Origin of the sequence: Neorhizobium sp. T25_13 (genome assembly GCF_002968675.1) — a bacterium.
Taxonomy (GTDB): domain Bacteria; phylum Pseudomonadota; class Alphaproteobacteria; order Rhizobiales; family Rhizobiaceae; genus Neorhizobium; species Neorhizobium tomejilense.
In genome coordinates this window covers 55,233-75,974 of sequence record NZ_PVBI01000012.1, presented here as the reverse complement: position 1 = coordinate 75,974, position 20,742 = coordinate 55,233, and the positions used below count along the sequence as shown (strand labels likewise).

The window sequence follows — 20,742 nt, the reverse complement described above, 5'->3', positions numbered from 1 at the left end:
ATCTCGTCTCCGCTCAGGCTCCGAGAACGATGTTGGCGGCACTTTCCTTCAACTCGACACCGAAGGCGCGCTGGTACTGTTCGGCGACCAGCGTGCGTTCCAGTTCGTCGCACTTGTTGAGGAAGGTGATGCGGAAGGCGAACGCGATATCACCGAAAATCTCGGCGTTTTCCGCCCAGGTGATGACGGTACGCGGGCTCATGACGGTCGAGAGATCGCCGTTGATGAAGGCCGAACGGGTGAGATCGGCGACGCGCACCATCTTCGACACCGTTTCACGGCCCTCGGCCGTACGACCGAAAGACTTGACCTTGGCGGCGACGATATCGACTTCCTTCTGGTGCGGCAGATAGTTCAGCGTCGTCACGATCGACCAGCGGTCCATCTGTGCCTGGTTGATCTGCTGCGTGCCGTGATAGAGGCCGGTCGTATCGCCGAGGCCGACCGTGTTGGCGGTCGCGAAGATGCGGAATGCCGGGTGAGGACGGATGACACGGCTCTGGTCGAGCAGCGTCAGGCGGCCGGAGGATTCGAGAACGCGCTGGATGACGAACATCACGTCCGGGCGACCGGCATCGTATTCGTCGAAGACGAGCGCGACATTGTGCTGGTAGGCCCAGGGCAGGATGCCGTCCTTGAATTCGGTGACCTGCTTGCCGTCCTTCAGCACGATCGCGTCCTTGCCGACGAGATCGATACGGCTGACATGGCTGTCGAGGTTGATACGCACGCACGGCCAGTTGAGGCGTGCGGCAACCTGCTCGATATGGGTGGACTTGCCGGTGCCGTGGAAGCCGGACACCATGACACGTCGGTTATGCGCAAAGCCTGCGAGAATGGCGAGCGTCGTGTCGCGGTCGAAAAGATAGTCCGGGTCGAGATCCGGAACGTAAGGGTCGCCGCTGCTATATGCCGGAACCCTGATATCGCTGTCGATGCCGAAGACTTCCCTGACCGAAACGGTGGTATCGGGAAGGTTGGAAATATCTAGATCAATCTTACTCATCGTCTCTCCAAGGCGCGAGCCGCCGCCCGGCCGTCATCCTCACTGCCATAATTTTTACGGCTTAGCAGAAACCCGCCTGCTTCAACAACTGATATGCTTGAATGACGGCACGAAAACGTTCTTCCGAACCGCGGTCGCCGCCATTCGCATCCGGATGATGTTTCTTGACCAGTTCCTTGTAGCGGGTCTTGATCTCCGCAGCCGACGCATTGGCCGCCAACTCCATCGTATCGAAGGCTTTGGCTTCCAATGTCTTCAGCTTGCGCCCCTGCGTCTGGAAACGGGGGCCGGCCGCCCTCGCACTCGACACGAAACCGAAGGGATCCCTGAAGCGCTGCTGGGTGCCGGTAGCGCCGGCAGCACCTGAGCGCGCCGTGGAATGAAGCGGCGCATCCTTGGCGGCCTTGTTGACGCCGACGGCCCAGGTCGGCCGATGGCCGGTGATCGCCTCTTTCTGGTACCGGGCGATCTCGCTGTCCGAGAGGCCGGAGAAATAATTATAGCCCTTGTTGTATTCCCTGACGTGCTCGAAGCAGAACAGAAAGAACTGGCCTTCCGCGTTGCGGCCCACGGGAGCGCGATGGACGCCGGGCTTGTCGCATCCGTCCCACTGGCAGGTGGGCGCTTCAGGAACGGCTTCCTGCTGCCTGTTCTTGCGCGTCCGGATGCGGTCGAAATATTTGGAATCTAGTTTCATAAGGCCCTCATTATGGGGCGACGAACAGGGCGCGGCAAGAATTGACAAAGTCCTTTCTTACTGGTTTGTGGGATGCCCCTTTTGCGTCGCAACGGAGACCGAAATGTCCGTCAAATCCCGGATCGAAATCACGCTCACCGACAATCTCGAACCGGAACGGCTGGTCGTCATCGATGAGAGCCATCAGCACGCCGGCCATCAGCCCGACATCACCGGAACCGGCGAAACCCATATGCGGGTCCGCATCGTTTCGAAAAAGTTTTCCGGAATGAGCCGGCTCGACCGGCATCGGACGGTGAACGCGCTGCTGAAGCCGGAACTCGACGCCGGCCTCCACGCGCTGGCGGTGGAAGCCTCGGCCCCGGGTGAACCGACGCGCTGGTAGCGGGATATAGATAGGAAGGGATGGCCGATTGGCCAACGTTGAAATCGAATTCTTCTGAGGCACCCCCTCATCCGATCCTTCGGGCCACCTTCTCCCCGAGGGGAGAAGAAGATATGTCGCGACGTCTCCACTCCTCCTCCCCTCGGGGAGAGGGTGGCCGAGCGAAGCGGAGGTCGGGTGAGGGGGAGCCGCGGCAGATTACTCCGCCGGCAGCGTCACATCTTCCGCCGGCCTGATCCTTAGCCGCGTGATGCGGTTCTTCTCCCGCTTCATCACCGTGAAACGCTTCCCATAGAACGTAAACGCCTGCCGTTCTTCCGGGATCAGCTTCGATTCGTGAATGACGAGGCCCGCGATCGTCGTTGCTTCCGCATCCGGCAGGCTCCAGTCGAGCGCGCGGTTCAGGTCGCGGATCGGCACGGAACCGTCGACGACGATCGACCCGTCCGCTTCCTGGCGCACGCCTTGGATCTCGATATCGTGCTCGTCGGCAATGTCACCGACGATTTCCTCCAGGATGTCTTCCAGCGTGACGATGCCCTGCACCTCGCCATATTCGTCGACGACGACCGCAAAATGCCCCTTGCGGCGCAGGAAGGCGCTGAGCTGGTCCTTGAGGCTGGTGCTGTCGGGCACGAACCAGGGCTTCTGGGCGATCTTGACGATGTCGAGGTTTTCGGGCTCGACATTCGGCTCGGCAAGCGCCCTGAGCAGGTCCTTGGCATGGACGACGCCGATGATGTTCTCGGTCGAGTTCCGCCAGAGTGGCATGCGCGTATAGGGGCTTTCCAGCACGGTGCGGACCGCCACCTCCGGCGGATCGTCGGCATTGACCGCCCGCATGACGGTGCGATGCCGCATCACGTCGGAGACTTCGAGCTCCTCGAGTTCGAAGAGGCCGCTCAACCGGTCGCGATCCTGCTTGTCGAAATTCCCCTCACGATGAACGAGGTCGAGAGCGGCATGCAGATCGTCATGGCTGGAAAGGGCGAGCGTCTGCTCGGACAGGGAAGCGCCGAACGCGCGAAGAAGCCCGCGGATCACCGCGTTGACAGCACGCGACTTGAGGCCCTGTTTGGACGTCATTTCGGCCGCTTTTCCTCCAGGAAGCTCAAGACCTCGGACGACGGAACGTCGTTGGCGACGAAGGACCGGCCGATGCCGTGGGTCAGGATGAAGGTGAGCTTGCCGCTCTGTACCTTCTTGTCCTGCGCAATCGCGTCCAGCAGCTTTTCCGTCGGCGGTAGCTTTCCGGGAATATCGCTCATCGACGTCGGCAGGCCGACGGCTTTCAGATGGGCCGTGACCCGTGCCGCGTCGTCCGGGCTTGCAAGGTTCATGCGCGCCGAGAACTGGTGCGCGAGAACCATGCCGATCGCGACGCCTTCGCCATGCACGAGGCGGCTGCTGTCATATTCGGTTGCCGCTTCCAGCGCGTGGCCGAACGTGTGGCCGAGATTGAGCAGCGCCCGGCGGCCGGTCTCGCGCTCGTCCTCGACCACCACGTCGGATTTCGCCTGGCAGCTGGTCGCGATTGCCTCGATCCGCTCCGGGCCGCCCGCAAATACGGCCTTCCAGTTCTTTTCGAGCCAGGCGAAGAAATCCGGCTGGTCGATCAGCCCGTATTTCGCCACTTCCGCATAGCCGGCCCGGAATTCTCGCTTGGAGAGCGAATCAAGTGCCGCGGTGTCGGCGAGAACGAGGTCCGGTTGGTGGAAGACGCCGAGCAGGTTCTTGCCATGCCGGGTGTTGATACCGGTCTTGCCGCCGACCGACGAATCGACCTGCGCCAGAAGCGAGGTCGGGATCTGCACGAAACGCACGCCGCGCCTGACGATGCCGGCAGCAAAACCCGCAAGGTCGCCGATCACGCCGCCGCCGAGCGCGATCACCGCGTCGTTGCGCTCGATACGGGCCGAGAGCACCATGTCGGTAACGGTCGCCAGATGTTCGAAGCTCTTGGTCTTTTCGCCGGGCGGCAGCGTCAGCGAGACGGCTTCGATCCCGTCCGTCTGCAGGCTGTCCATCAGCGCTTCGAGATAAAGCGGCGCGACGTGCTCGTCGGTGACGATGGCCGCCTTGCGGCCCTTCAGCCGCGCGGTGATCTCGCCGCCGGCACGCGTGATCAGGCCAGGGCCGATCAGGATGTCATAGGCCCGTTCGCCGAGCGGCACATGCACCAGACGCTCGGCGTTACGGCCCTCAGATCGGGAAGACATGTTCATTGCAATTCACCTTCGCTGGGCAATTCACTTTCGCCGGGCAGATTGGCCACAGCAGAAAGTACCTCGTTGACCATCATGTCCTTGCGGACATTTTCGGACAGTACCGTCACATCGGCTTCGGCATAGATCGGATAACGCTGGATCATCAGATTTTCGAGCGTCTGCCTGGGGTTCTCGGTCTTCAGCAACGGCCGGTGGTCGCGTTTGTTCACCCGCTCCCACAAAACGTCGAGATCCGCTTTCAGCCAGATGGAAATGCCGCCGATCTTGATCTGGTGGCGGGTGTTCTCGTTGATGAAGGCACCGCCGCCGGTCGAAACCACGCGGGGACCGCCCCTCAGCAACCGCTCGATGACGCGGGTTTCCAGCGCCCTGAACTCCACCTCGCCGTAGGCGGCGAAGAGTTCGCTGATGGTCATGCGCGAAACCTTTTCGATCTCCGCATCCGTATCGATGAAGGGAATGGAAAGGGTCTGCGCCACCAGCCGGCCGATCGCCGATTTGCCGGCCCCCATCAGCCCGACGAAGATCAGGTTGCGCTTGCCGAGGACGGCGCGCGCCTTTTCGCTGAGTGGAGTTGCGACTTCTGTCATTGTCAGGTCCATTTCGAAAAACGGTATCGACAAATGCATCGGCAGCGTCAAGCCGTCGCAACCCTCAAAGAATGCGGGGGATTGTTTGTTCTTGCCGATATGTAAACCTTTATCGATATATTGCGGCGCAACTCCGGGAGTCCTTCATGCCCACCCTTTTCCGTTTCCTCTTCGTGCTGGCGGCGATCGCAGGCATCGTTTATGGAAGCATGGTGGCTCTCGTCATGCTGGTGGATCCGCGCGAGCGCGACGTGACCGTGCGCATTCCTTCCGAGCGGTTGAACCCGGCAACGCCGCAACAATAACGGCAGGTTAGATGGCCGACCTTTCCCGAGCCCATATCGAAGCCTTTCTGGAAATGATGAGCGCCGAACGGGGTGCCGCCGGCAACACGCTCTCATCCTACGAACGCGACCTCGAAGATCTGCAGTCCTTCCTCGCCGCCGGCAATGTTTCGGCCCTGACGGCGCAAAGCGCCAATCTCTCCGCCTATCTCGCTCATCTCGGCGCCCAGGGCTTTGCTGCCTCGTCGCAGGCGAGAAAACTGTCAGCCATGCGGCAGTTCTACAAATTCCTCTATGCCGAGGGCCTGCGCGGCGACGATCCGACCGCCATCCTCGATGCACCGAAAAAAGGCCGCTCGCTGCCGAAGATCATGAGCGAGGACGACGTGACGCGGCTCCTGGACCTGGCCGCCAAGGAAGCCGCCGAACCCGGCCCGGATCAGCTTGCGCGGCTCAGAATGCTGGCGCTGCTCGAACTTCTCTACGCAACCGGCATGCGCGTCAGCGAACTCGTGTCGCTGCCGGTCAAGGTTCTCGACCAGGAAGGACGTTTCCTGATCATCCGCGGCAAGGGCAACAAGGAACGGCTGGTGCCGCTATCCCGGTCGGCGATCGCGGCTCTCGGACCCTATGGCCAGGCCCGCCAGGCCTCGCTCGCCAAGACAGGCGACAGTCCCTGGCTGTTCCCGTCGGCCGGCAAGGAGGGGTATTTGCCAAGGCAGGTATTTGCCCGCGACCTCAAGGGCCTGGCGGCGCGCGCCGGACTTCGCACGGCCGCAATCTCTCCGCATGTGATGCGCCATGCCTTCGCAAGCCACCTCCTCCAGAACGGCGCGGACCTGCGCGTTGTGCAGGAACTGCTCGGCCATTCGGACATTTCCACCACTCAAATCTACACGCATGTACTGGAAGAAAGGCTGCGAGAGCTGGTTCAAACACACCACCCTCTTGCAAAACAGGCCAAAAACCGGGATTAGAGGCCCCAAACATAAAATAGGAACTCCGTGTTCCTGAGATAAAACAACCGGAAACCGGCTCTCATGCAGACTTATCTCGATTTCGAAAAGCCAATCTCGGACCTCGAAGGCAAGATCCACGAGCTCAAAAAGCTCGCCTCCGAGGACGAAAGCATCGATACGTCCGAGGAAATCGGCAGGTTGGAGACCCGAGTCAGGGAAGCCACCCGGGAAATCTATTCCAAGCTCGGCGCCTGGGAAAAAACGCAGGTCGCGCGCCATCCGCAGCGTCCGCATTTCGTCGATTATTCCGCCCATCTCTTCACCGACTTCACTCCGCTCGCCGGCGATCGCAATTTCGGCGAGGATGCCGCCATCCAGGCCGGCCTTGCCCGCTTCAACGGCATGCCCGTCGCCGTCATCGGCCAGGAAAAGGGCCATGACACCAAGACCCGCCTGAAACACAATTTTGGCAGCCCGCGTCCCGAAGGTTACCGCAAGGCGATCCGGATCATGGAAATGGCCGATCGTTTTCACCTGCCCGTCATCACCCTCATCGATACGGCAGGCGCCTATCCGGGTGTCGGCGCCGAGGAACGCGGCCAGGCGGAGGCCATCGCCCGCTCGACCGAAATGTGCCTGGGCCTGAAAGTGCCGATGGTTTCGGTCGTGATCGGCGAAGGCGGCTCCGGCGGCGCAATCGCCATCGCCACCGGCAACCGCGTCTACATGCTCGAACATTCGATCTATTCGGTCATCTCCCCCGAAGGCGCTGCCTCCATCCTCTGGCGCGATTCGACCCGCGCCCGCGAGGCGGCGACCAACATGAAGATTACCGCCGAAGACCTGAAGGGCCTCGGCATTATCGACGACATCATCCCCGAACCGGTCGGCGGCGCGCATCGCGAACCCGAAACCGTCATCAGCGCGACGGGCAAGATCATCGCTTCGGCGCTGGAAGATCTCGGAAGGCTCTCGGGCGAAGAAGTGCGGGCTGCACGCCGGCAGAAATTCCTCGATATCGGCCGCAATCTCTGATCTTCGGGCCTCTGCCACGCCAATAGCCAAATTTGGCCATATTGCTGATAACATTGGGTGCCGGGCGGTTTTGCTGGACAGGCCGGCGCAAGCGGTTAAGAATATGTAAAGATTACCGCTTTATTCATAGAAGTCCTGTACCGAATTCGTTCGTCGTTCCAAGTCTATGTGGTCCGTACCGATGCGCCTGAAACACATCGCTTTTGCTCTCCTCGTGGCAACTGCCCTGACGGGCTGTAACGACACGCTCGATTCCGCGAGCATTGACCTGAAGAGCGTCAAGAACAAGGTCGAGCAGCCCTTGCCTTCGAGCATTCTCGCCGAGATGCAGAAGAAGAACATGCCGCGCACTTCGCCGATCATGATCCGCATCCTCAAGGAAGAGGGTAAGCTGGAAGTCTGGAAGGCGAGGGCCGACAACCGTTTCGAGGTGATCAAGAGCTACGACATCTGCGCCTGGTCCGGAAAGCTCGGCCCGAAGGTCAAGGAAGGCGACCGCCAGGCCCCGGAAGGTTTCTACAACCTGACGCCGGCGCACCTGAACCCGAATTCGAAATATTACCTTGCCATCAATACCGGCTTCCCGAACCGCTACGATGCCGCCAACGGCCGCAGCGGATCGAACCTGATGATCCACGGCGCCTGCTCGTCGTCCGGCTGTTATTCGATGACCGACGAACAGGTTCTGGAAATCTACGCCTTCGCCCGCGACGCCTTCAAGGGCGGCCAGACCTCCGTGCAGCTCCAGGCTCTCCCCTTCCGGATGAACGCGGAGAACATGGCGCGCCACCGCGACAGCCAGAATTATGATTTCTGGAAAATGCTGAAGACCGGCTTCGATCATTTCGAAGTCACCAAGCGCCCGCCGGAAGTCAACGTCTGCGAAAAGAAGTATGTCTTCAACCAGCAGGTCGACAGCAACGGCACATTTGCGCCTGCCGCAGCCTGCCCGCCCATGTCCACGCCGCCGGCCCTCTCGGCTGCGCTGACCTCCTACGAAAAGACCTACCAGGTCGCCTACGCCAAGGCGCTCGAGAATTTCGACGGCAAGGTCTGGTATGAGCCGACCGAAGCCGAGCGCAAGGCCGTGGTTGCCGGCAAGCGCAAGGGCCGCGACATCGCCTATGCGCCGACCGGAACCTCGCTGGAAGCCGGCAAGCTGCTGAGCCAGTCCGAGTTCCGCGACATGATGGAAAAGCGGATGGCCTCCCAGAACAAGCCGGCCAATACCATGCTTGCCTCCGCCACGCCCGTCACGTTTCGTCCCGGCACCGCCGCCGACCGCATGAAGCAGGACCGCCTGCCGGGAGCCGGCCCGATCGCCCAGAGCAATGCCGCGCAGAGCACCGGTACGGTACCCACTGTCACAACGGCGCAGGGCACGACGACCACGGTTCCGATCCCGGCCCAGAACCCGCTCGCTTACGCAGCACCGCCGATCAGCGAGGAAAAGAAGAAGCCGTTCTGGAAGTTCTGGAGCCAGGAATGAGCTTCGAGACCGCAGGCCTCTACGATCTGAGAGGCCTGAAGTGTCCGCTGCCCGTCCTGAAGACGCGCCGCCGGCTGAAAGGCATGGAGAGCGGCGCGGAGCTTGCGATCGAAACCACCGACCCTCTCGCCGGCATCGACATCCCGCATTTCTGCAATGAGGAAGGCCACGAACTGGTCCGCTCGGAAAAGACCGAGACGGGACACCGTTTTCTGATCCGCAAGGGTTGAGCGGGCCTACATCCGCAGGCCGGGAACGGCGAGTGGATTGTCTTCCAGCGCAGCGCGGTCCGGCCGGTCGACGCGGGGCTGGCCCGTAAATGCCGCGAAAAGATCCGAGACAAAGGCTTCTTCCAGCCCTTGCGTGATCAGCACCATGCGCGTGCGCCGGTCCGAGCCGTCGGGCCACTTCGGCAGGCGCTGCGGCGGATGGAAGACGCTCTGCACCCCATGCAGCACCAGCGGCCGTTCCGGATTGTCGGAAAGCGCCACGATCGCCTTCATCCGGAGCAGTTTCTCGCCATGCGCCGAGCGCAACAGGTCGATGAACATCTCGATCGCCATCGGATCGATCGGCTTGTCGTGGATGATCGAGAAGGAGCGGATGTCGTCGCCATGGCGGTTCACGTCATGATGATGGTGGTGATGGCCATGCCCGTGGTGGTCATGGTTATGTTCATGGCCGTGGTGGTGATCATGACCGTGATCCTGGTTATGATGCGCCTCGGCATCGTTCGCCAGCTCGTCATGCAGCCAGCGATCGACGTCGGCGATCTTCGTCGCCGGATCGTAGAGGCCGTTCACCAGAATGGCCGCCGTGCCGGCCGCTTCGCTGTCGCCATCGACGATTGGCGCCCGGGGGTTGAGCGCCGCAAGCCGGCTTTTCAGCGCGGCCAGCTGGGAGTGATCCGCCATCGACAGTTTTGAGATGATCAGCCGGTCGGCCACCGCCACCTGCTTCACGGCCTCCTGATGACGGTCCAGCGTCGACACGCCGTTCACCGCATCGACGACGGTGATGACGCCGTCGAGCTCGAAATTCTGCGCGATGACCGGATTGCCCATCACCGACTGCATGACCGGCGCCGGGTCCGCAAGGCCCGTGGTTTCGATCACGATGCGACGGATCGGCCTCAGCCGGCCCGTCTGGATGCCGTCCATGATCGAAGCAAGCGAATCCACCAGCTCGCCGCGCACCGTGCAGCAGAGGCAGCCATTGGCGATCTCCAGCAACGCGTCGCCCGAAGCTTCGACCAGGAAATTGTCGATCCCGACCTCGCCGAACTCGTTGATGATCACGGCCGTATCGCTGGTGCCCGGATCCTTGAGGATACGGTTCAGCAGCGTCGATTTTCCAGCGCCGAGAAACCCGGTGAGGATGGAAACCGGAATCCGGCTGCGGACAGAAGACATGACCTGTTCTCGTTCAGAATGTCGGGCGCGGTTGCGGGATCGGCACGTTGGCGATCTCGTTCTTGCCCTTGGTTGAAGCGATCTGTTCGCTGCCGGGAATAAGACCGGCGAAGCTGTAGACGGGCGGGCGGTCCATCTCATGGATATAGGGCGAATGCTGGACAGTCCGGCCGGCATCGTCACGGGTTTCGCTGCGCACCTTGGCCGCCTGCGGATTGCAGATCGTGGCGCTGACGTCGTTGACCTCGGCCATGTCTCCATAGGGCTGCAGCGATGTCAGCGGCACGCCCTGGCTCGGCGGCGAGGTCAATCCCTGCTGCAGAAGGTTGGCGGTGTCATCGGCGCGGCCGGCAAGGCTGTCGGACCCCAGCACCACGGAGATCACCGTGCGGCCGTCGCGGGTCGCCGAACCGACCTGATTGAAGCCGGAGGCGCAGATGAAGCCGGTCTTCATCCCGTCGGCGCCATCGAAACGGCCGATCAGCGTATTGAAGTTCGGATATTGCTTGGCACCGGTATCGATGCCCTCAAGCGAAAAATAGCTCTGGTATTCCGGAAAATCCTGCTTCAGGCGCAGCGTCAGCAGCGCAAGATCGCGCGCCGTCGAATACTGGCCCTTGCCGGGCAGGCCATGGGGGTTGATATAGCGCGTCGAGGTCATGCCGAGCGCCTGGGCTTGGCTGTTCATCATCGCCACGAACTGGTCGAGCGAGCCGCCGACCGTCTCGGCGACCGCGACCGCCACGTCGTTGGCCGACTTGACGAGCAGGATTTTCAAGGCGCTGTCCATGGTGAGCTTGGAGCCCGGCTTGAAATACATCTTGCTCGCCGGCTGATCGGTCGCCTTCTTGCTCATCACGATGGGCGTATCGAGCGTAAGCCTGCCGGACTTCAACGCCTTGAAGGTGACGTATGCGGTCATCAGCTTGGTCAGCGAGGCCGGATACCATTTCAGGAACGCGTCCTCATGGGCGATCACCTTACCGGTCCGGGCGTCAATCACCATCTTCGGATTGGCGGCGGCGCTTCCTGCGGATACGAAAAGCCCAATGGCCGTAACGGCAGAAATCAGCCGGGTGGCGGACACGGATCGGAGGCTTGAAGTCGGCAAGGGTGTCCCTCGTTGTTGCGGCTTTAACGAGTGTGGCGCATATGCGGCCTATGTGGCCAAGCAATGGCAAAGAAGATTGATTACGTCAATCATGACAGGCACACTCCGGGCGGGAGGACTTGTCATAACCGCGTGACCAGCCAGCAACAGGGAACATTATGCCGATTTTGAACCGAGCCGCCGAACTTCAGGGCGAAGTCAGCGAGTGGCGACGATATCTTCATGAAAATCCTGAGATTCTTTACGAGGTCGAGAACACCGCCTCCTTTGTGGAACAGAAGCTGAAGGAATTCGGCGTCGACGAAGTGGTGCCGGGCATCGGCCGCACCGGCGTCGTCGGCATCATTCGCGGAAAGGGGCCGGGCGGCCGCACGATCGGGCTCCGCGCCGATATGGACGCGCTGCCGCTCACCGAAATCACCGGCAAACCCTGGGCCTCCAAGGTCCCCGGCAAGATGCACGCCTGCGGCCATGACGGGCACACGTCGATGCTCCTGGGTGCGGCGAAATATCTCGCCGAAACCCGCAATTTCAACGGCACCGTGGCGCTGATCTTCCAGCCCGCCGAAGAGGGCGGCGCCGGCGCGCTGGCGATGGTCGACGACGGCATGATGGAGCGTTTCGGCATCGAGGAAGTCTACGGCATGCACAACATGCCCGGCATTCCGCTCGGCCAGTTCGCCATCCGCAAGGGCGGCATCATGGCGGCGCCCGACCGCTTCACCATCACCATCAAGGGCCGCGGCGGCCATGCGGCCCAGCCGCACAGGACCATCGACCCGATCTTCATCGGCTCGCAGCTGGTCGGCAGCCTGCAGGCGATCGCCGCCCGCAACGCGGACCCGGTCCGCTCGATCGTCATTTCGGTGACCCGTTTCGACGCCGGCACCGCCTATAACATCATCCCCGACCAGGCGACGCTCTGGGGCACGGTCCGGACGCTCAGCGAGGAGAACCGCGATCTTGCCGAAAACCGCATCCGCCAGATCGTCGAGGGCATCGTCAGCGCCCACGGCGCCGAGGCCGAGATCGAATATTACCGCCAGTGTCCGGTCACCTTCAACCACGACCTGGAGACCGACCACGCGATCGGCGTCGCGACGGAAGTGGTCGGCGCCTCCAACGTCGACACCAATGTCGATCCGACCATGGCCGGCGAGGATTTCGCCTTCATGCTGAAACGCCGCCCCGGCGCCTTCATCTTCATCGGCAACGGCGACACGGCAGCGCTGCACAACCCGCATTACGATTTCGACGACGAGGCGATTTCCTACGGCATTTCCTACTGGGTTCGGCTCGCCGAACAGCGGTTGACGGAATGAGGGAAAGGAAAAGGCTTGGCTAAACGCCTCGCCTTTTGTATGGAATTCCTCACGTGGTCCCATAGCTCAGCAGGATAGAGCGCAGGATTCCTAATCCTGAGGCCGATGGTTCGAATCCATCTGGGATCACCACCCTCGTTTATCAGGCAATCGTCGACGTCTGGTCCATCCGGTTCGGCCGCCTTACCAAGCGAAAGGCGCCGCGGCGGGCGGCGCCGAGAAGTGCCGCAATCAGCCAGCCGCAGAACAATCCCCCCGCCGCCCAGGTGAGACCTGCGAAATCCACCGGCACGCCTGGGACAAAATCGCGCCAGGCATTCGCAAATGTCGTCGAATCGGGATTGCGCATCACCACGAACGGCTTGGTGAACGGCGGCGCCAGGGTCAGCTCTTTCTGTTGCTCGGCGAGCATCTCGTAACGCGAAAAGGTCCGCCGCATCGCTTCGCCCTGATTGCGCAGAAAGGTCTGCGGCGAGGCGGAATAGATGTTGAGCGCCTCCTGGCGATCGAGGCCGTTGTGGTTGGCCTGGGCGTCGAATTCCGAGATCATGATCTTGAGCTCGTCGAGCGCGCCGCCGATCCGCTGGCGGTATTGCTGCGCGAATTCCGGCGCCTGGGAAAAGAAGATCCCGCCCAGCAGCGCCATCGCCATCGTCAGCATTCTTCCGAGCATGAGCATGGCAAAGCCTCGATTGTTTTGCCGATCAACGACGCCGGGCCGTCAAAGGTTGCCTTGTTTTACCCGCACATGCTCCATGCGGAAACCGAGCCCGATCAGCCGGCCGGCGAGATGGGCGAGCAGCGGAAAGCGGGCAATGCCCCGGATGAAGGCCGGCGGGCCCCGGCGCTTCCGGTCGTCTCCCTCATCGGTGCGGCGGCTGCTCCTCATCATCAGCTGCAGCTTCTGCGTCGCCCTGGTCGGAAACCCGCGGCGCTTTTCGACGGCGGCGAGATCGGCATCGGCAAGGCGCCCCTCGCGCAGCGGTGCGGCCAGGATATTGGCGGCCGCCACCGCATCCTGGATCGCCAGGTTGACGCCGACCCCGCCGATCGGCGACATCGCATGCGCCGCGTCACCGATGCAGATCAACCCCGTCCGCCACCACTGCTTCAGCCGGTCGATGCGCACCGTCAGCAGGTTGGTATCGTCGAAACTGCGGACCTCCTGCATCCGCTCGGCCGGCAGCGGCGAAACGTCGATCACCATCTGCCGAAAAACCTCGATGCCCTTCTCGCGGATGTCGGCGAACGTGGTGCGGCGGATCACATACCCGCATTGCCAATAGTCGCCGCGGTCGATCAGCACGAAACCCTGGCGCGGTCCGGCATGGCCCATTACCTCGTTCGGATCGCCCGGCTGTTTCGACAGCTTCATCCAGACGACTTCGCTCGGCATGCCGAAACTCTCGACATCGAGGCGAGCCTTTTCCCGCACGACCGAATTGCGGCCGTCGGCGCCGACGACGAGGCTGGAGTGGATAGTGAGCTCTCCTTTGGGCGTCTCCAGGACGAGGCCCGAAATTGCGCCCTGATCCTCCAGCACGTCCGCCACCCTCGCCTGCATGATCAGCCGGAAGTTCGGAAAGCCTTGCGCCTTTTCAGCGAGAAAGCGCAGAAAATCCCATTGCGGCATGAAGGCGATGAAGCGGTGCCTGACCGGCAGCCGCGAGAAGTCTGCGATCGTCACCGTTTTCCCGCCCATCTCCGCCGACAGTTTTGGCGCCCGCGTATGCGGCAGCCGCAAGAATTCGTCGACCAGGCCGAGTTCGTGCATCACCTCCAGCGTCGAGGGATGGATCGTGTCACCCCGAAAATCGCGCAGGAAATCGGCGTGCTTTTCGACAACCGTAACATCGACGCCGGCGCGCGCCAGCAGGAGGCCGAGCATCAGCCCCGCCGGGCCGGCGCCGGCGATCACGCAAGTCGTCTGGATTTCACGGTGTTCGCTCATCGCCCCACTTCGCGCCAAGAGTACCCGTTGTGCAAGCTGCACTTGGTCGCAGCCGGGCCGAATTCAAGCCCGCTCTTGTGAGCCGTGGCTTTCGCTTGTAGACCAACGGCAGCTTTAGGAAATGGAAGACAGCATGGCCGAAACCGGTAAGCGCCGTATCAGCATCCTCGGTTCCACCGGCTCGATCGGCGTCAATACGTTGGATGTGGTGAACCAGCTCGGCGGCCGCGAGGCCTTCGAGGTCGTCGCCATCACCGGCAACAGCAATATCGCGCTTCTGGCAGACCAGGCGAAGGCATGCGGTGCAAAACTGGCCGTCACCGCCGACGACCGTCAGTATGCGGCGCTGAAAGACGCGCTTTCTGACAGCGGCATCGAGGTCGCCGCCGGCCGCGAGGCGCTGATCGAGGCGGGTGCGCGCCCATCTGACTGGGTCATGGCGGCGATCGTCGGCACAGCCGGGCTTGCCCCGACGCTGGCCGCCGCCGAACGTGGCGCCGATATCGCGCTCGCCAACAAGGAATGTCTGGTCTCCGCCGGCGAACTGTTCGTCAGGGCGGTCACTGAGGGCGGCGGACGGCTGATCCCGGTCGACAGCGAACACAGCGCCATCTTCCAGTCGCTCGAAGACGACCAGCACCACGCGGTCGAGCGCATCGTGCTCACCGCATCCGGTGGCCCTTTCCGCACCTGGACGCGCGAGCAGATGGCCGGCGTTACCGCGGATATCGCACGCGCCCATCCCAACTGGTCGATGGGCCTGAAAATCTCGATCGGCAGCGCCTCGATGTTCAACAAGGCACTGGAGATGATCGAGGCGAAACATCTCTTTAATCTGCGCCCGGACCAGATCGAGGTGATCGTCCATCCGCAATCGGTCATTCATTCCATGGTCGGATACAGGGACGGGTCGGTGCTGGCGCAGCTCGGCTGTCCGGACATGCGCACCGCGATCGGTTATGCACTCACCTACCCGAACCGCCCGGCGCTCGATGTCGAGCGGCTGGATTTCGCAAAGCTCGCAAGGCTGGATTTCGAGGCGCCGGACGAGGTTCGTTTCCCCGCGCTGAGGCTGGCTCGCACGGCTCTGGAACGCGGTGGCGTACAGGGCGCGGTCATGAACGCTGCCGAAGAGATAGCCTTCCACGCCTTCTGCGCCGGCCGCATCGGTTTTCTCAACATGGCGGATGTCGCCGAACAGGTGATGGACGACATGGCGGGCCATCCGCCTGCCGCGACGATGGATGAGGTGTTTGCGGCGGATGCCGAGGCAAGGCGTCGTGCCGGAGAGATTATTGCTCAGAGGGAAATGGCTGCTTAGGGCGGTATTGGGCTTGGTTGCCCACGAACATCCCCTCACTTGCGATTTCTAACACTTAGCTTCGCTAAGATGTTGAAATCACTTTCTCTCCCGCAGGGGGAGAGATAAGGGCGCCGCGCCGCCGCAGCCTGCTTCTCCCCTTGCGGGAGAGGTTACAAAATCACGATCTTAGCGAAGCTAAGTCGTAGATTTTGTTGGTGAGGGGGTAGGCCGCCTCTTCAGGTGATGGGGCAAGCCGTCATCAAGCCACGTGCCGCGCCAGCGCGCAGCGCGACCAGAGCTGGTGCAGCGAGCCGACCAGGTGCTCGATGTCCGCGTCGCTATGCAGCGGCGTCGGGGTGATGCGCAGGCGTTCGGTCTTGCGCGGCACGGTCGGATAGTTGATCGGCTGCACATAGACGCCGCAGGTATCGAGCAGGATGTCCGAGATCCATTTGCACTTGGCCGCATCGCCGACCATGACCGGCACGATATGGCTCGGGTTGTGCATATGCGGAATACCCTGTTGATCCAGCATCGTGCGCAGCTTGCGGACACGATCCTGATGACGGACCCGCTCGAAAGGGCTTGCCTTCAGGTGCCGGATCGAGGCAATCGCCCCGGCTGCCAACGTCGGCGGCAGCGCCGTCGTGAAGATGAAGCCCGAGGCAAAGGAACGGATGAAATCGCAGAGCGCCGTCGAAGCGGCGATATAACCGCCCATCACGCCGAAGGACTTGCCGAGTGTACCTTCGATGATCGTCAGACGGTCCATCAGGCCTTCGCGTTCGGCAATGCCGCCGCCGCGCGGGCCGTACATGCCGACCGCATGCACTTCGTCGAGATAGGTCATCGCGCCGTATTTGTCGGCGAGGTCGCAGATTTCCTTGATCGGCGAAATGTCGCCATCCATCGAATAGATGCTTTCGAAGGCAATCAGCTTCGGCGCGTTCGGATCGGCTGCCGCCAGCTTTGCCTCGAGGTCGTTGAGGTCGTTGTGCTTCCAGATCACCCGTTCGCACTTGGCATAACGAATGCCCTCGATCATCGAGGCGTGGTTCAGCGCGTCGGAGAAAATGATCAGGCCGGGGATCTTCTGGCCGAGCGTGCCGAGCGTTGCCCAGTTCGACATATAGCCGGAATTGAAGATCAGCGCCGCTTCCTTGCCGTGCAGGTCCGCGAGTTCCTGCTCGAGAACCACGTGGTAGTGCGTCGTGCCAGAAATATTCCGGGTGCCTCCCGCACCCGCGCCACAGTGATCGATGGCTTCTTTCATCGCCTCGATCACGGCGGGGTGCTGGCCCATGCCGAGATAGTCGTTCGAACACCAGACGGTCACTTCCTTCGGGCCATCGGGAGTATGACGCGTGGCGCGGGGAAAATTGCCGCGATGTCTCTCGAGATCGGCGAACACCCGGTAACGGCCTTCGCCGTGAAGACCGTCCAGTTCGCTCTTGAAAAATGCCTCGAAGTCCATGCTCACACTCCAGAACCTGCCTTGGTTTTGATTTCAGCCGCGCTTTTCGTCAACCCCGGACAAAGCGAATAGAACCAACCTGCGGCAAAAGGCCCCCTTTTTTTGAATTATTCCAATAAAAAGGTAAGCGATATCGAAAATGTGAGAATTGATCCAAGTCAAGCAGCAGGAAAGAAGAGCGGCCCTCGCCGCTCTTCCCGGCCTTTTCGGGCGACCCCGATTCGTCTCAGCCCGCGGAGATGACCGCCCTTTTCGCCATGACCTTGACCAGATTGGCGCGGTATTCCGCGTTGGCGTGCATGTCCGACATCAGGTTGGAGGCATCGACAGCGACATTGCCCAGCACATCCGCCGACCAGTTGGAGGCCAGCGCCTGCTCGAAGCCGGGATGACGGAAGACGCCTGACGAACCGGCGCCGGTCACTGCCACGCGCACGCCGCCAGCGGTCTTGGCCGCGAACACGCCGGTCATCGCAAAACGCGAGGCCGGGTTGTTGAACTTGGCATAGCCCGCCTTTTCCGGCGCCTCGAAGGTGACTGACGTCACCATCTCGCCCTCCTCCAGCGCGGTGTCGAAAAGACCGGTGAAGAAATCGTCCGCCGGGATCGAACGCCGGTCGGTGACGATGGTCGCGCCGAGCCCGAGCAGGCCGGCGGGATAGTCCGCCGCCGGGTCGTTGTTGGCGATCGAACCGCCGATCGTGCCCATGTGGCGCACATGCGGGTCGCCGATATGGCCGGCGAGCTTGCAGATCGCCGGACACATGCCCGCAAGCTCGCGCGAAGCCGCCACATCCGCATGCGGCGTGGCAGCCCCGATCGTCACCTTGCGACCGTCGATCGAAATCCCGCGCAGCGTCGGGATATGGCGAAGGTCGATCAGATCGCTCGGTGCGGCAAGCCGCTGTTTCATGGTCGCGATCAGGGTCATGCCGCCGGAGAGGTATTTGCCCTCCTCGTTGACGGACTTGAGCTTGACGGCATCTTCCACCGAGGATGCACGATGATAGCTGGTAGCATACATGTCTTTTCTCCTCAGTGAGCCGCGTGCAATGCCTGCCAGACCTTCATCGGGGTCGCCGGCATGGTGAGCTTGTTATGGCCGATCGCATCGGTGATGGCGTTGATGAGCGCCGGTGGTGAGCCGATGGCACCCGCCTCGCCGCAGCCCTTGATGCCGAGCGGATTGCTGGGGCAAGGCGTGTTCTGATGCGACAGCGTGAACGACGGCAGGTCGTCGGCGCGCGGCATCGCATAATCCATGTAGCTTGCCGTCAGCAGCTGGCCGTTCGCATCATACTGCACGTTCTCGAGCAGCGCCTGGCCGATGCCCTGGGCAATGCCGCCATGCACCTGGCCCTCGACGATCATCGGGTTGATGATATTGCCGAAATCGTCCGCCGCGACGAACTGGACAATGTCCGTCTCGCCGGTATCCGGATCGATCTCCACCTCGGCAATGTAGCAGCCGGCCGGGAAGGTGAAGTTGGAGGGATCGTAGAAGGCGGTTTCCTTCAGGCCCGGCTCCATGCCCGAAGGCAGGTTATGGGCGGTATAGGACGCCAGCGCCACCTGGAACCAAGGCACCGACTTGTCGGTGCCTGCGACCTTCAGCTCGCCGTTCTCGATGACGATATCCTCTTCGGAAGCCTCCATCAGATGCGCAGCGATCTTCTTCGCCTTGGCCTCGACCTTGTCGAGCGCCTTGACGACGGCCGACATGCCGACGGCGCCGGAGCGCGAGCCGTAGGTGCCCATGCCCATCTGCACCTTGTCGGTATCGCCATGGACGATGCTGATGCTCTCGATCGGCACGCCGAGACGACCGGCGACAAGCTGCGCGAAAGTCGTTTCATGGCCTTGGCCATGGCTGTGGGAGCCGGTCAGCACTTCGATCGTGCCGACCGCATTGACCCGCACTTCGGCGGATTCCCAGAGGCCGACCCCGGCGCCGAGCGAACCGACCGCAGCCGATGGCGCGATGCCGCAGGCCTCGATATAGCAGCTCATGCCGATGCCGCGTTTCTTGCCTTTGGCTTCGGATTGCGACCGCCGGGCGGCAAAACCTGCCCAGTCGGCGGCCTGCATCGCCGCATTCAGCGAAGCTTCGTAATCGCCCGCATCGTAGTTCATGATGACGGGCGTCTGGTAGGGGAAGGAACGGATGAAGTTCGTCCGGCGCAGTTCCGCCGGCGAGACGCCGAGTTCGCGGGCCGCCGTCTCCATGGTCCGTTCCAGCAGATAGGTTGCTTCAGGACGGCCGGCGCCGCGATAGGCGTCGACCGGCACCGTATTGGTATAGACGGTGCGGACATTGGCGTGGATCGCCGGGATCGCATACTGGCCGGACAGCAGCGTCGCATAGAGATAGGTCGGCACGGCCGAGGAGAACAGCGACATATAGGCGCCGAGGTTGGCGATCGTATCGACCTTCAGCGCCGTAATCCGGTTGTTGGCGTCGAAGGCCATCTTCACCTTCGAGACGTGGTCGCGGCCATGCGCGTCGGTGAGGAAGGCCTCGGTGCGGTCCGATGTCCATTTCACCGGCACGCCGGTCTTCTTCGAGGCCCAGAGACAGATGATCTCTTCCGGGTAGATATAGATTTTCGAGCCGAAACCGCCGCCGACATCCGGCGCAATGACGCGCAGCTTGTTTTCCGGCGCGACATTATAGAAGGCGCTCATCACCAGCCGTGCCACATGCGGGTTCTGGCTGGTCGTATAGCAGGTATAGTGATCTTCCGCCGTGTCGTAGATGCCGAGCGTGGCGCGCGGCTCCATCGGGTTCGGCGACAGGCGGTTGTTGAGGATCTCGATTTCGGTGACATGCGCTGCCGCCGCAATCGCCTTGTCGACGGCATCAGGTTCGCCGATCTGCCAGTCGAAGATCAGGTTGCCGGGCGCTTCCGGATGGATCTGCGGCGCGCCGGAGGCGAGTGCTGCAACGGCCTCGGTCACCACCGGGAGCTGTTCGTAATCGATGACCACGGCTTCCGCGGCATCGCGGGCCTCGCCGGAGGTATCGGCGACGACGATGGCGATCGCGTCGCCCACATAACGCACGGTATCGACCGCGAGCGGATGCCAGGCGCCCATCTTCATCGGCGACCCGTCCTTGGAATGGATCATCCAGCCGCAGATAAGATTGCCGATGCCGTCCGCCTGAAGCTGCTTGCCGTCGAGCACGTCGATGACGCCCGGCATGGCCTTCGCCGCGGTCGCGTCGATATTGCCGATTTTCGCATGCGCATAGGGACTGCGGACGAAACAGGCATATTTCATGCCCGGCACGGTCATGTCGTCCGTGTAACGACCCTTGCCGGTCAAGAAGCGTTTGTCTTCCTTGCGGGTAACGCGTGCACCGATTCCTTCAACACCCATGTTCATCTCCTCCCGAGATGGTGGTTAAGTGAGTAGTGATTAGGAATTAGTCGGTAGTAAGGAGTTCAAAACCAAAGCGGCGCGTGAACTACTGCTCACTAACGACTACTCACTA

19 protein-coding genes, 1 tRNA gene and 1 pseudogene are annotated in these 20,742 nt (G+C 62.0%); 9 read left to right on the top strand and 12 right to left on the bottom strand.

Annotation, left to right across the window (positions count from 1 at the left end; translation table 11 throughout):
• Positions 1-13 precede the first annotated feature (13 nt).
• A complete protein-coding gene (gene cobS / locus C5J22_RS23990) occupies positions 14-1,006 on the bottom strand; it encodes a cobaltochelatase subunit CobS (RefSeq protein WP_038546380.1) in 993 nt (330 codons plus the stop codon).
• Between the two features lie 61 nt (positions 1,007-1,067).
• A complete protein-coding gene (locus C5J22_RS23985) occupies positions 1,068-1,703 on the bottom strand; it encodes a J domain-containing protein (RefSeq protein ID WP_105440290.1) in 636 nt (211 codons plus the stop codon).
• A 103-nt stretch (positions 1,704-1,806) separates the two neighbouring features.
• Here C5J22_RS23985 and C5J22_RS23980 point away from each other — a divergent pair, with 103 nt between their 5' ends.
• Positions 1,807-2,088: a BolA family transcriptional regulator gene (locus C5J22_RS23980; RefSeq protein WP_007753730.1), complete on the top strand. Its 282-nt coding sequence runs from the start codon at positions 1,807-1,809 to the stop codon at positions 2,086-2,088.
• A 198-nt stretch (positions 2,089-2,286) separates the two neighbouring features.
• Here the strand turns inward: C5J22_RS23980 and C5J22_RS23975 are convergent.
• The 3 genes and pseudogenes from C5J22_RS23975 to C5J22_RS23965 all read right to left on the bottom strand — a co-directional run.
• Positions 2,287-3,159, bottom strand: a pseudogene (locus C5J22_RS23975) (HlyC/CorC family transporter); the annotation flags it as partial.
• An 11-nt stretch (positions 3,160-3,170) separates the two neighbouring features.
• Complete coding sequence (aroB, locus tag C5J22_RS23970; protein WP_205837220.1) at positions 3,171-4,313, bottom strand: 3-dehydroquinate synthase; 1,143 nt, start codon at positions 4,311-4,313, stop codon at positions 3,171-3,173.
• Positions 4,310-4,918: a shikimate kinase gene (locus tag C5J22_RS23965; protein WP_105440348.1), complete on the bottom strand. Its 609-nt coding sequence runs from the start codon at positions 4,916-4,918 to the stop codon at positions 4,310-4,312. The genes aroB and C5J22_RS23965 overlap by 4 nt, the downstream gene beginning before the upstream one ends.
• 134 nt (positions 4,919-5,052) lie before the next feature.
• Here C5J22_RS23965 and C5J22_RS23960 point away from each other — a divergent pair, with 134 nt between their 5' ends.
• From C5J22_RS23960 to C5J22_RS23940, 5 genes are all read left to right on the top strand, one after another.
• Positions 5,053-5,211, top strand: coding sequence for a hypothetical protein (locus C5J22_RS23960; RefSeq protein ID WP_037081678.1), 159 nt, complete (start codon positions 5,053-5,055; stop codon positions 5,209-5,211).
• Positions 5,212-5,222: 11 nt separating this feature from the next.
• The gene (xerD, locus tag C5J22_RS23955; RefSeq protein WP_105440289.1) at positions 5,223-6,167 is read left to right on the top strand and encodes a site-specific tyrosine recombinase XerD; all 945 of its coding nucleotides are present in this window, start codon (positions 5,223-5,225) and stop codon (positions 6,165-6,167) included.
• 63 nt (positions 6,168-6,230) lie between these two features.
• Positions 6,231-7,184, top strand: a complete 954-nt coding sequence (locus C5J22_RS23950; RefSeq protein WP_105422692.1) for an acetyl-CoA carboxylase carboxyltransferase subunit alpha — start codon at positions 6,231-6,233, stop codon at positions 7,182-7,184.
• 181 nt (positions 7,185-7,365) lie between these two features.
• Positions 7,366-8,673, top strand: a complete 1,308-nt coding sequence (locus C5J22_RS23945) for a murein L,D-transpeptidase family protein (protein WP_105440288.1) — start codon at positions 7,366-7,368, stop codon at positions 8,671-8,673.
• Positions 8,670-8,903 (top strand): sulfurtransferase TusA family protein, encoded by a 234-nt coding sequence (locus tag C5J22_RS23940; RefSeq protein WP_105440287.1) that lies wholly within the window; start codon positions 8,670-8,672, stop codon positions 8,901-8,903. The genes C5J22_RS23945 and C5J22_RS23940 overlap by 4 nt, the downstream gene beginning before the upstream one ends.
• 6 nt (positions 8,904-8,909) lie before the next feature.
• Here C5J22_RS23940 and C5J22_RS23935 read toward each other — a convergent pair whose 3' ends face one another.
• Positions 8,910-10,085 carry a GTP-binding protein gene (locus C5J22_RS23935; protein ID WP_105440286.1) on the bottom strand — a complete coding sequence of 392 codons (1,176 nt, stop codon included), beginning with the start codon at positions 10,083-10,085 and terminating at the stop codon, positions 8,910-8,912.
• Between the two features lie 13 nt (positions 10,086-10,098).
• The gene (locus C5J22_RS23930) at positions 10,099-11,196 is read right to left on the bottom strand and encodes a D-alanyl-D-alanine carboxypeptidase family protein (protein ID WP_105440285.1); all 1,098 of its coding nucleotides are present in this window, start codon (positions 11,194-11,196) and stop codon (positions 10,099-10,101) included.
• A 158-nt stretch (positions 11,197-11,354) separates the two neighbouring features.
• Between C5J22_RS23930 and C5J22_RS23925 the strand changes: the two genes are divergently transcribed.
• Positions 11,355-12,518, top strand: a complete 1,164-nt coding sequence (locus tag C5J22_RS23925; RefSeq protein WP_105440284.1) for a M20 aminoacylase family protein — start codon at positions 11,355-11,357, stop codon at positions 12,516-12,518.
• Between the two features lie 55 nt (positions 12,519-12,573).
• Positions 12,574-12,650, top strand: a tRNA-Arg gene (locus C5J22_RS23920).
• Between the two features lie 10 nt (positions 12,651-12,660).
• On the opposite strand, the gene C5J22_RS23915 is transcribed toward C5J22_RS23920, so the two are convergent.
• Together C5J22_RS23915 and C5J22_RS23910 are read right to left on the bottom strand one after the other, a co-directional pair.
• Positions 12,661-13,197 carry a DUF2937 family protein gene (locus C5J22_RS23915; RefSeq protein WP_105440283.1) on the bottom strand — a complete coding sequence of 179 codons (537 nt, stop codon included), beginning with the start codon at positions 13,195-13,197 and terminating at the stop codon, positions 12,661-12,663.
• A 42-nt stretch (positions 13,198-13,239) separates the two neighbouring features.
• A complete protein-coding gene (locus C5J22_RS23910) occupies positions 13,240-14,469 on the bottom strand; it encodes an FAD-dependent oxidoreductase (RefSeq protein ID WP_105440282.1) in 1,230 nt (409 codons plus the stop codon).
• A 133-nt stretch (positions 14,470-14,602) separates the two neighbouring features.
• Here C5J22_RS23910 and dxr point away from each other — a divergent pair, with 133 nt between their 5' ends.
• Positions 14,603-15,790: a 1-deoxy-D-xylulose-5-phosphate reductoisomerase gene (gene dxr / locus C5J22_RS23905; protein ID WP_105440281.1), complete on the top strand. Its 1,188-nt coding sequence runs from the start codon at positions 14,603-14,605 to the stop codon at positions 15,788-15,790.
• Positions 15,791-16,031: 241 nt separating this feature from the next.
• On the opposite strand, the gene hemA is transcribed toward dxr, so the two are convergent.
• From hemA to C5J22_RS23890, 3 genes are all read right to left on the bottom strand, one after another.
• The gene (gene hemA, locus C5J22_RS23900) at positions 16,032-17,246 is read right to left on the bottom strand and encodes a 5-aminolevulinate synthase (RefSeq protein WP_046637191.1); all 1,215 of its coding nucleotides are present in this window, start codon (positions 17,244-17,246) and stop codon (positions 16,032-16,034) included.
• A 226-nt stretch (positions 17,247-17,472) separates the two neighbouring features.
• Positions 17,473-18,270 carry a xanthine dehydrogenase family protein subunit M gene (locus C5J22_RS23895; RefSeq protein WP_105440280.1) on the bottom strand — a complete coding sequence of 266 codons (798 nt, stop codon included), beginning with the start codon at positions 18,268-18,270 and terminating at the stop codon, positions 17,473-17,475.
• 11 nt (positions 18,271-18,281) lie between these two features.
• Positions 18,282-20,627 (bottom strand): xanthine dehydrogenase family protein molybdopterin-binding subunit, encoded by a 2,346-nt coding sequence (locus C5J22_RS23890; RefSeq protein ID WP_105440347.1) that lies wholly within the window; start codon positions 20,625-20,627, stop codon positions 18,282-18,284.
• Between the last annotated feature and the right edge of the window lie 115 nt (positions 20,628-20,742).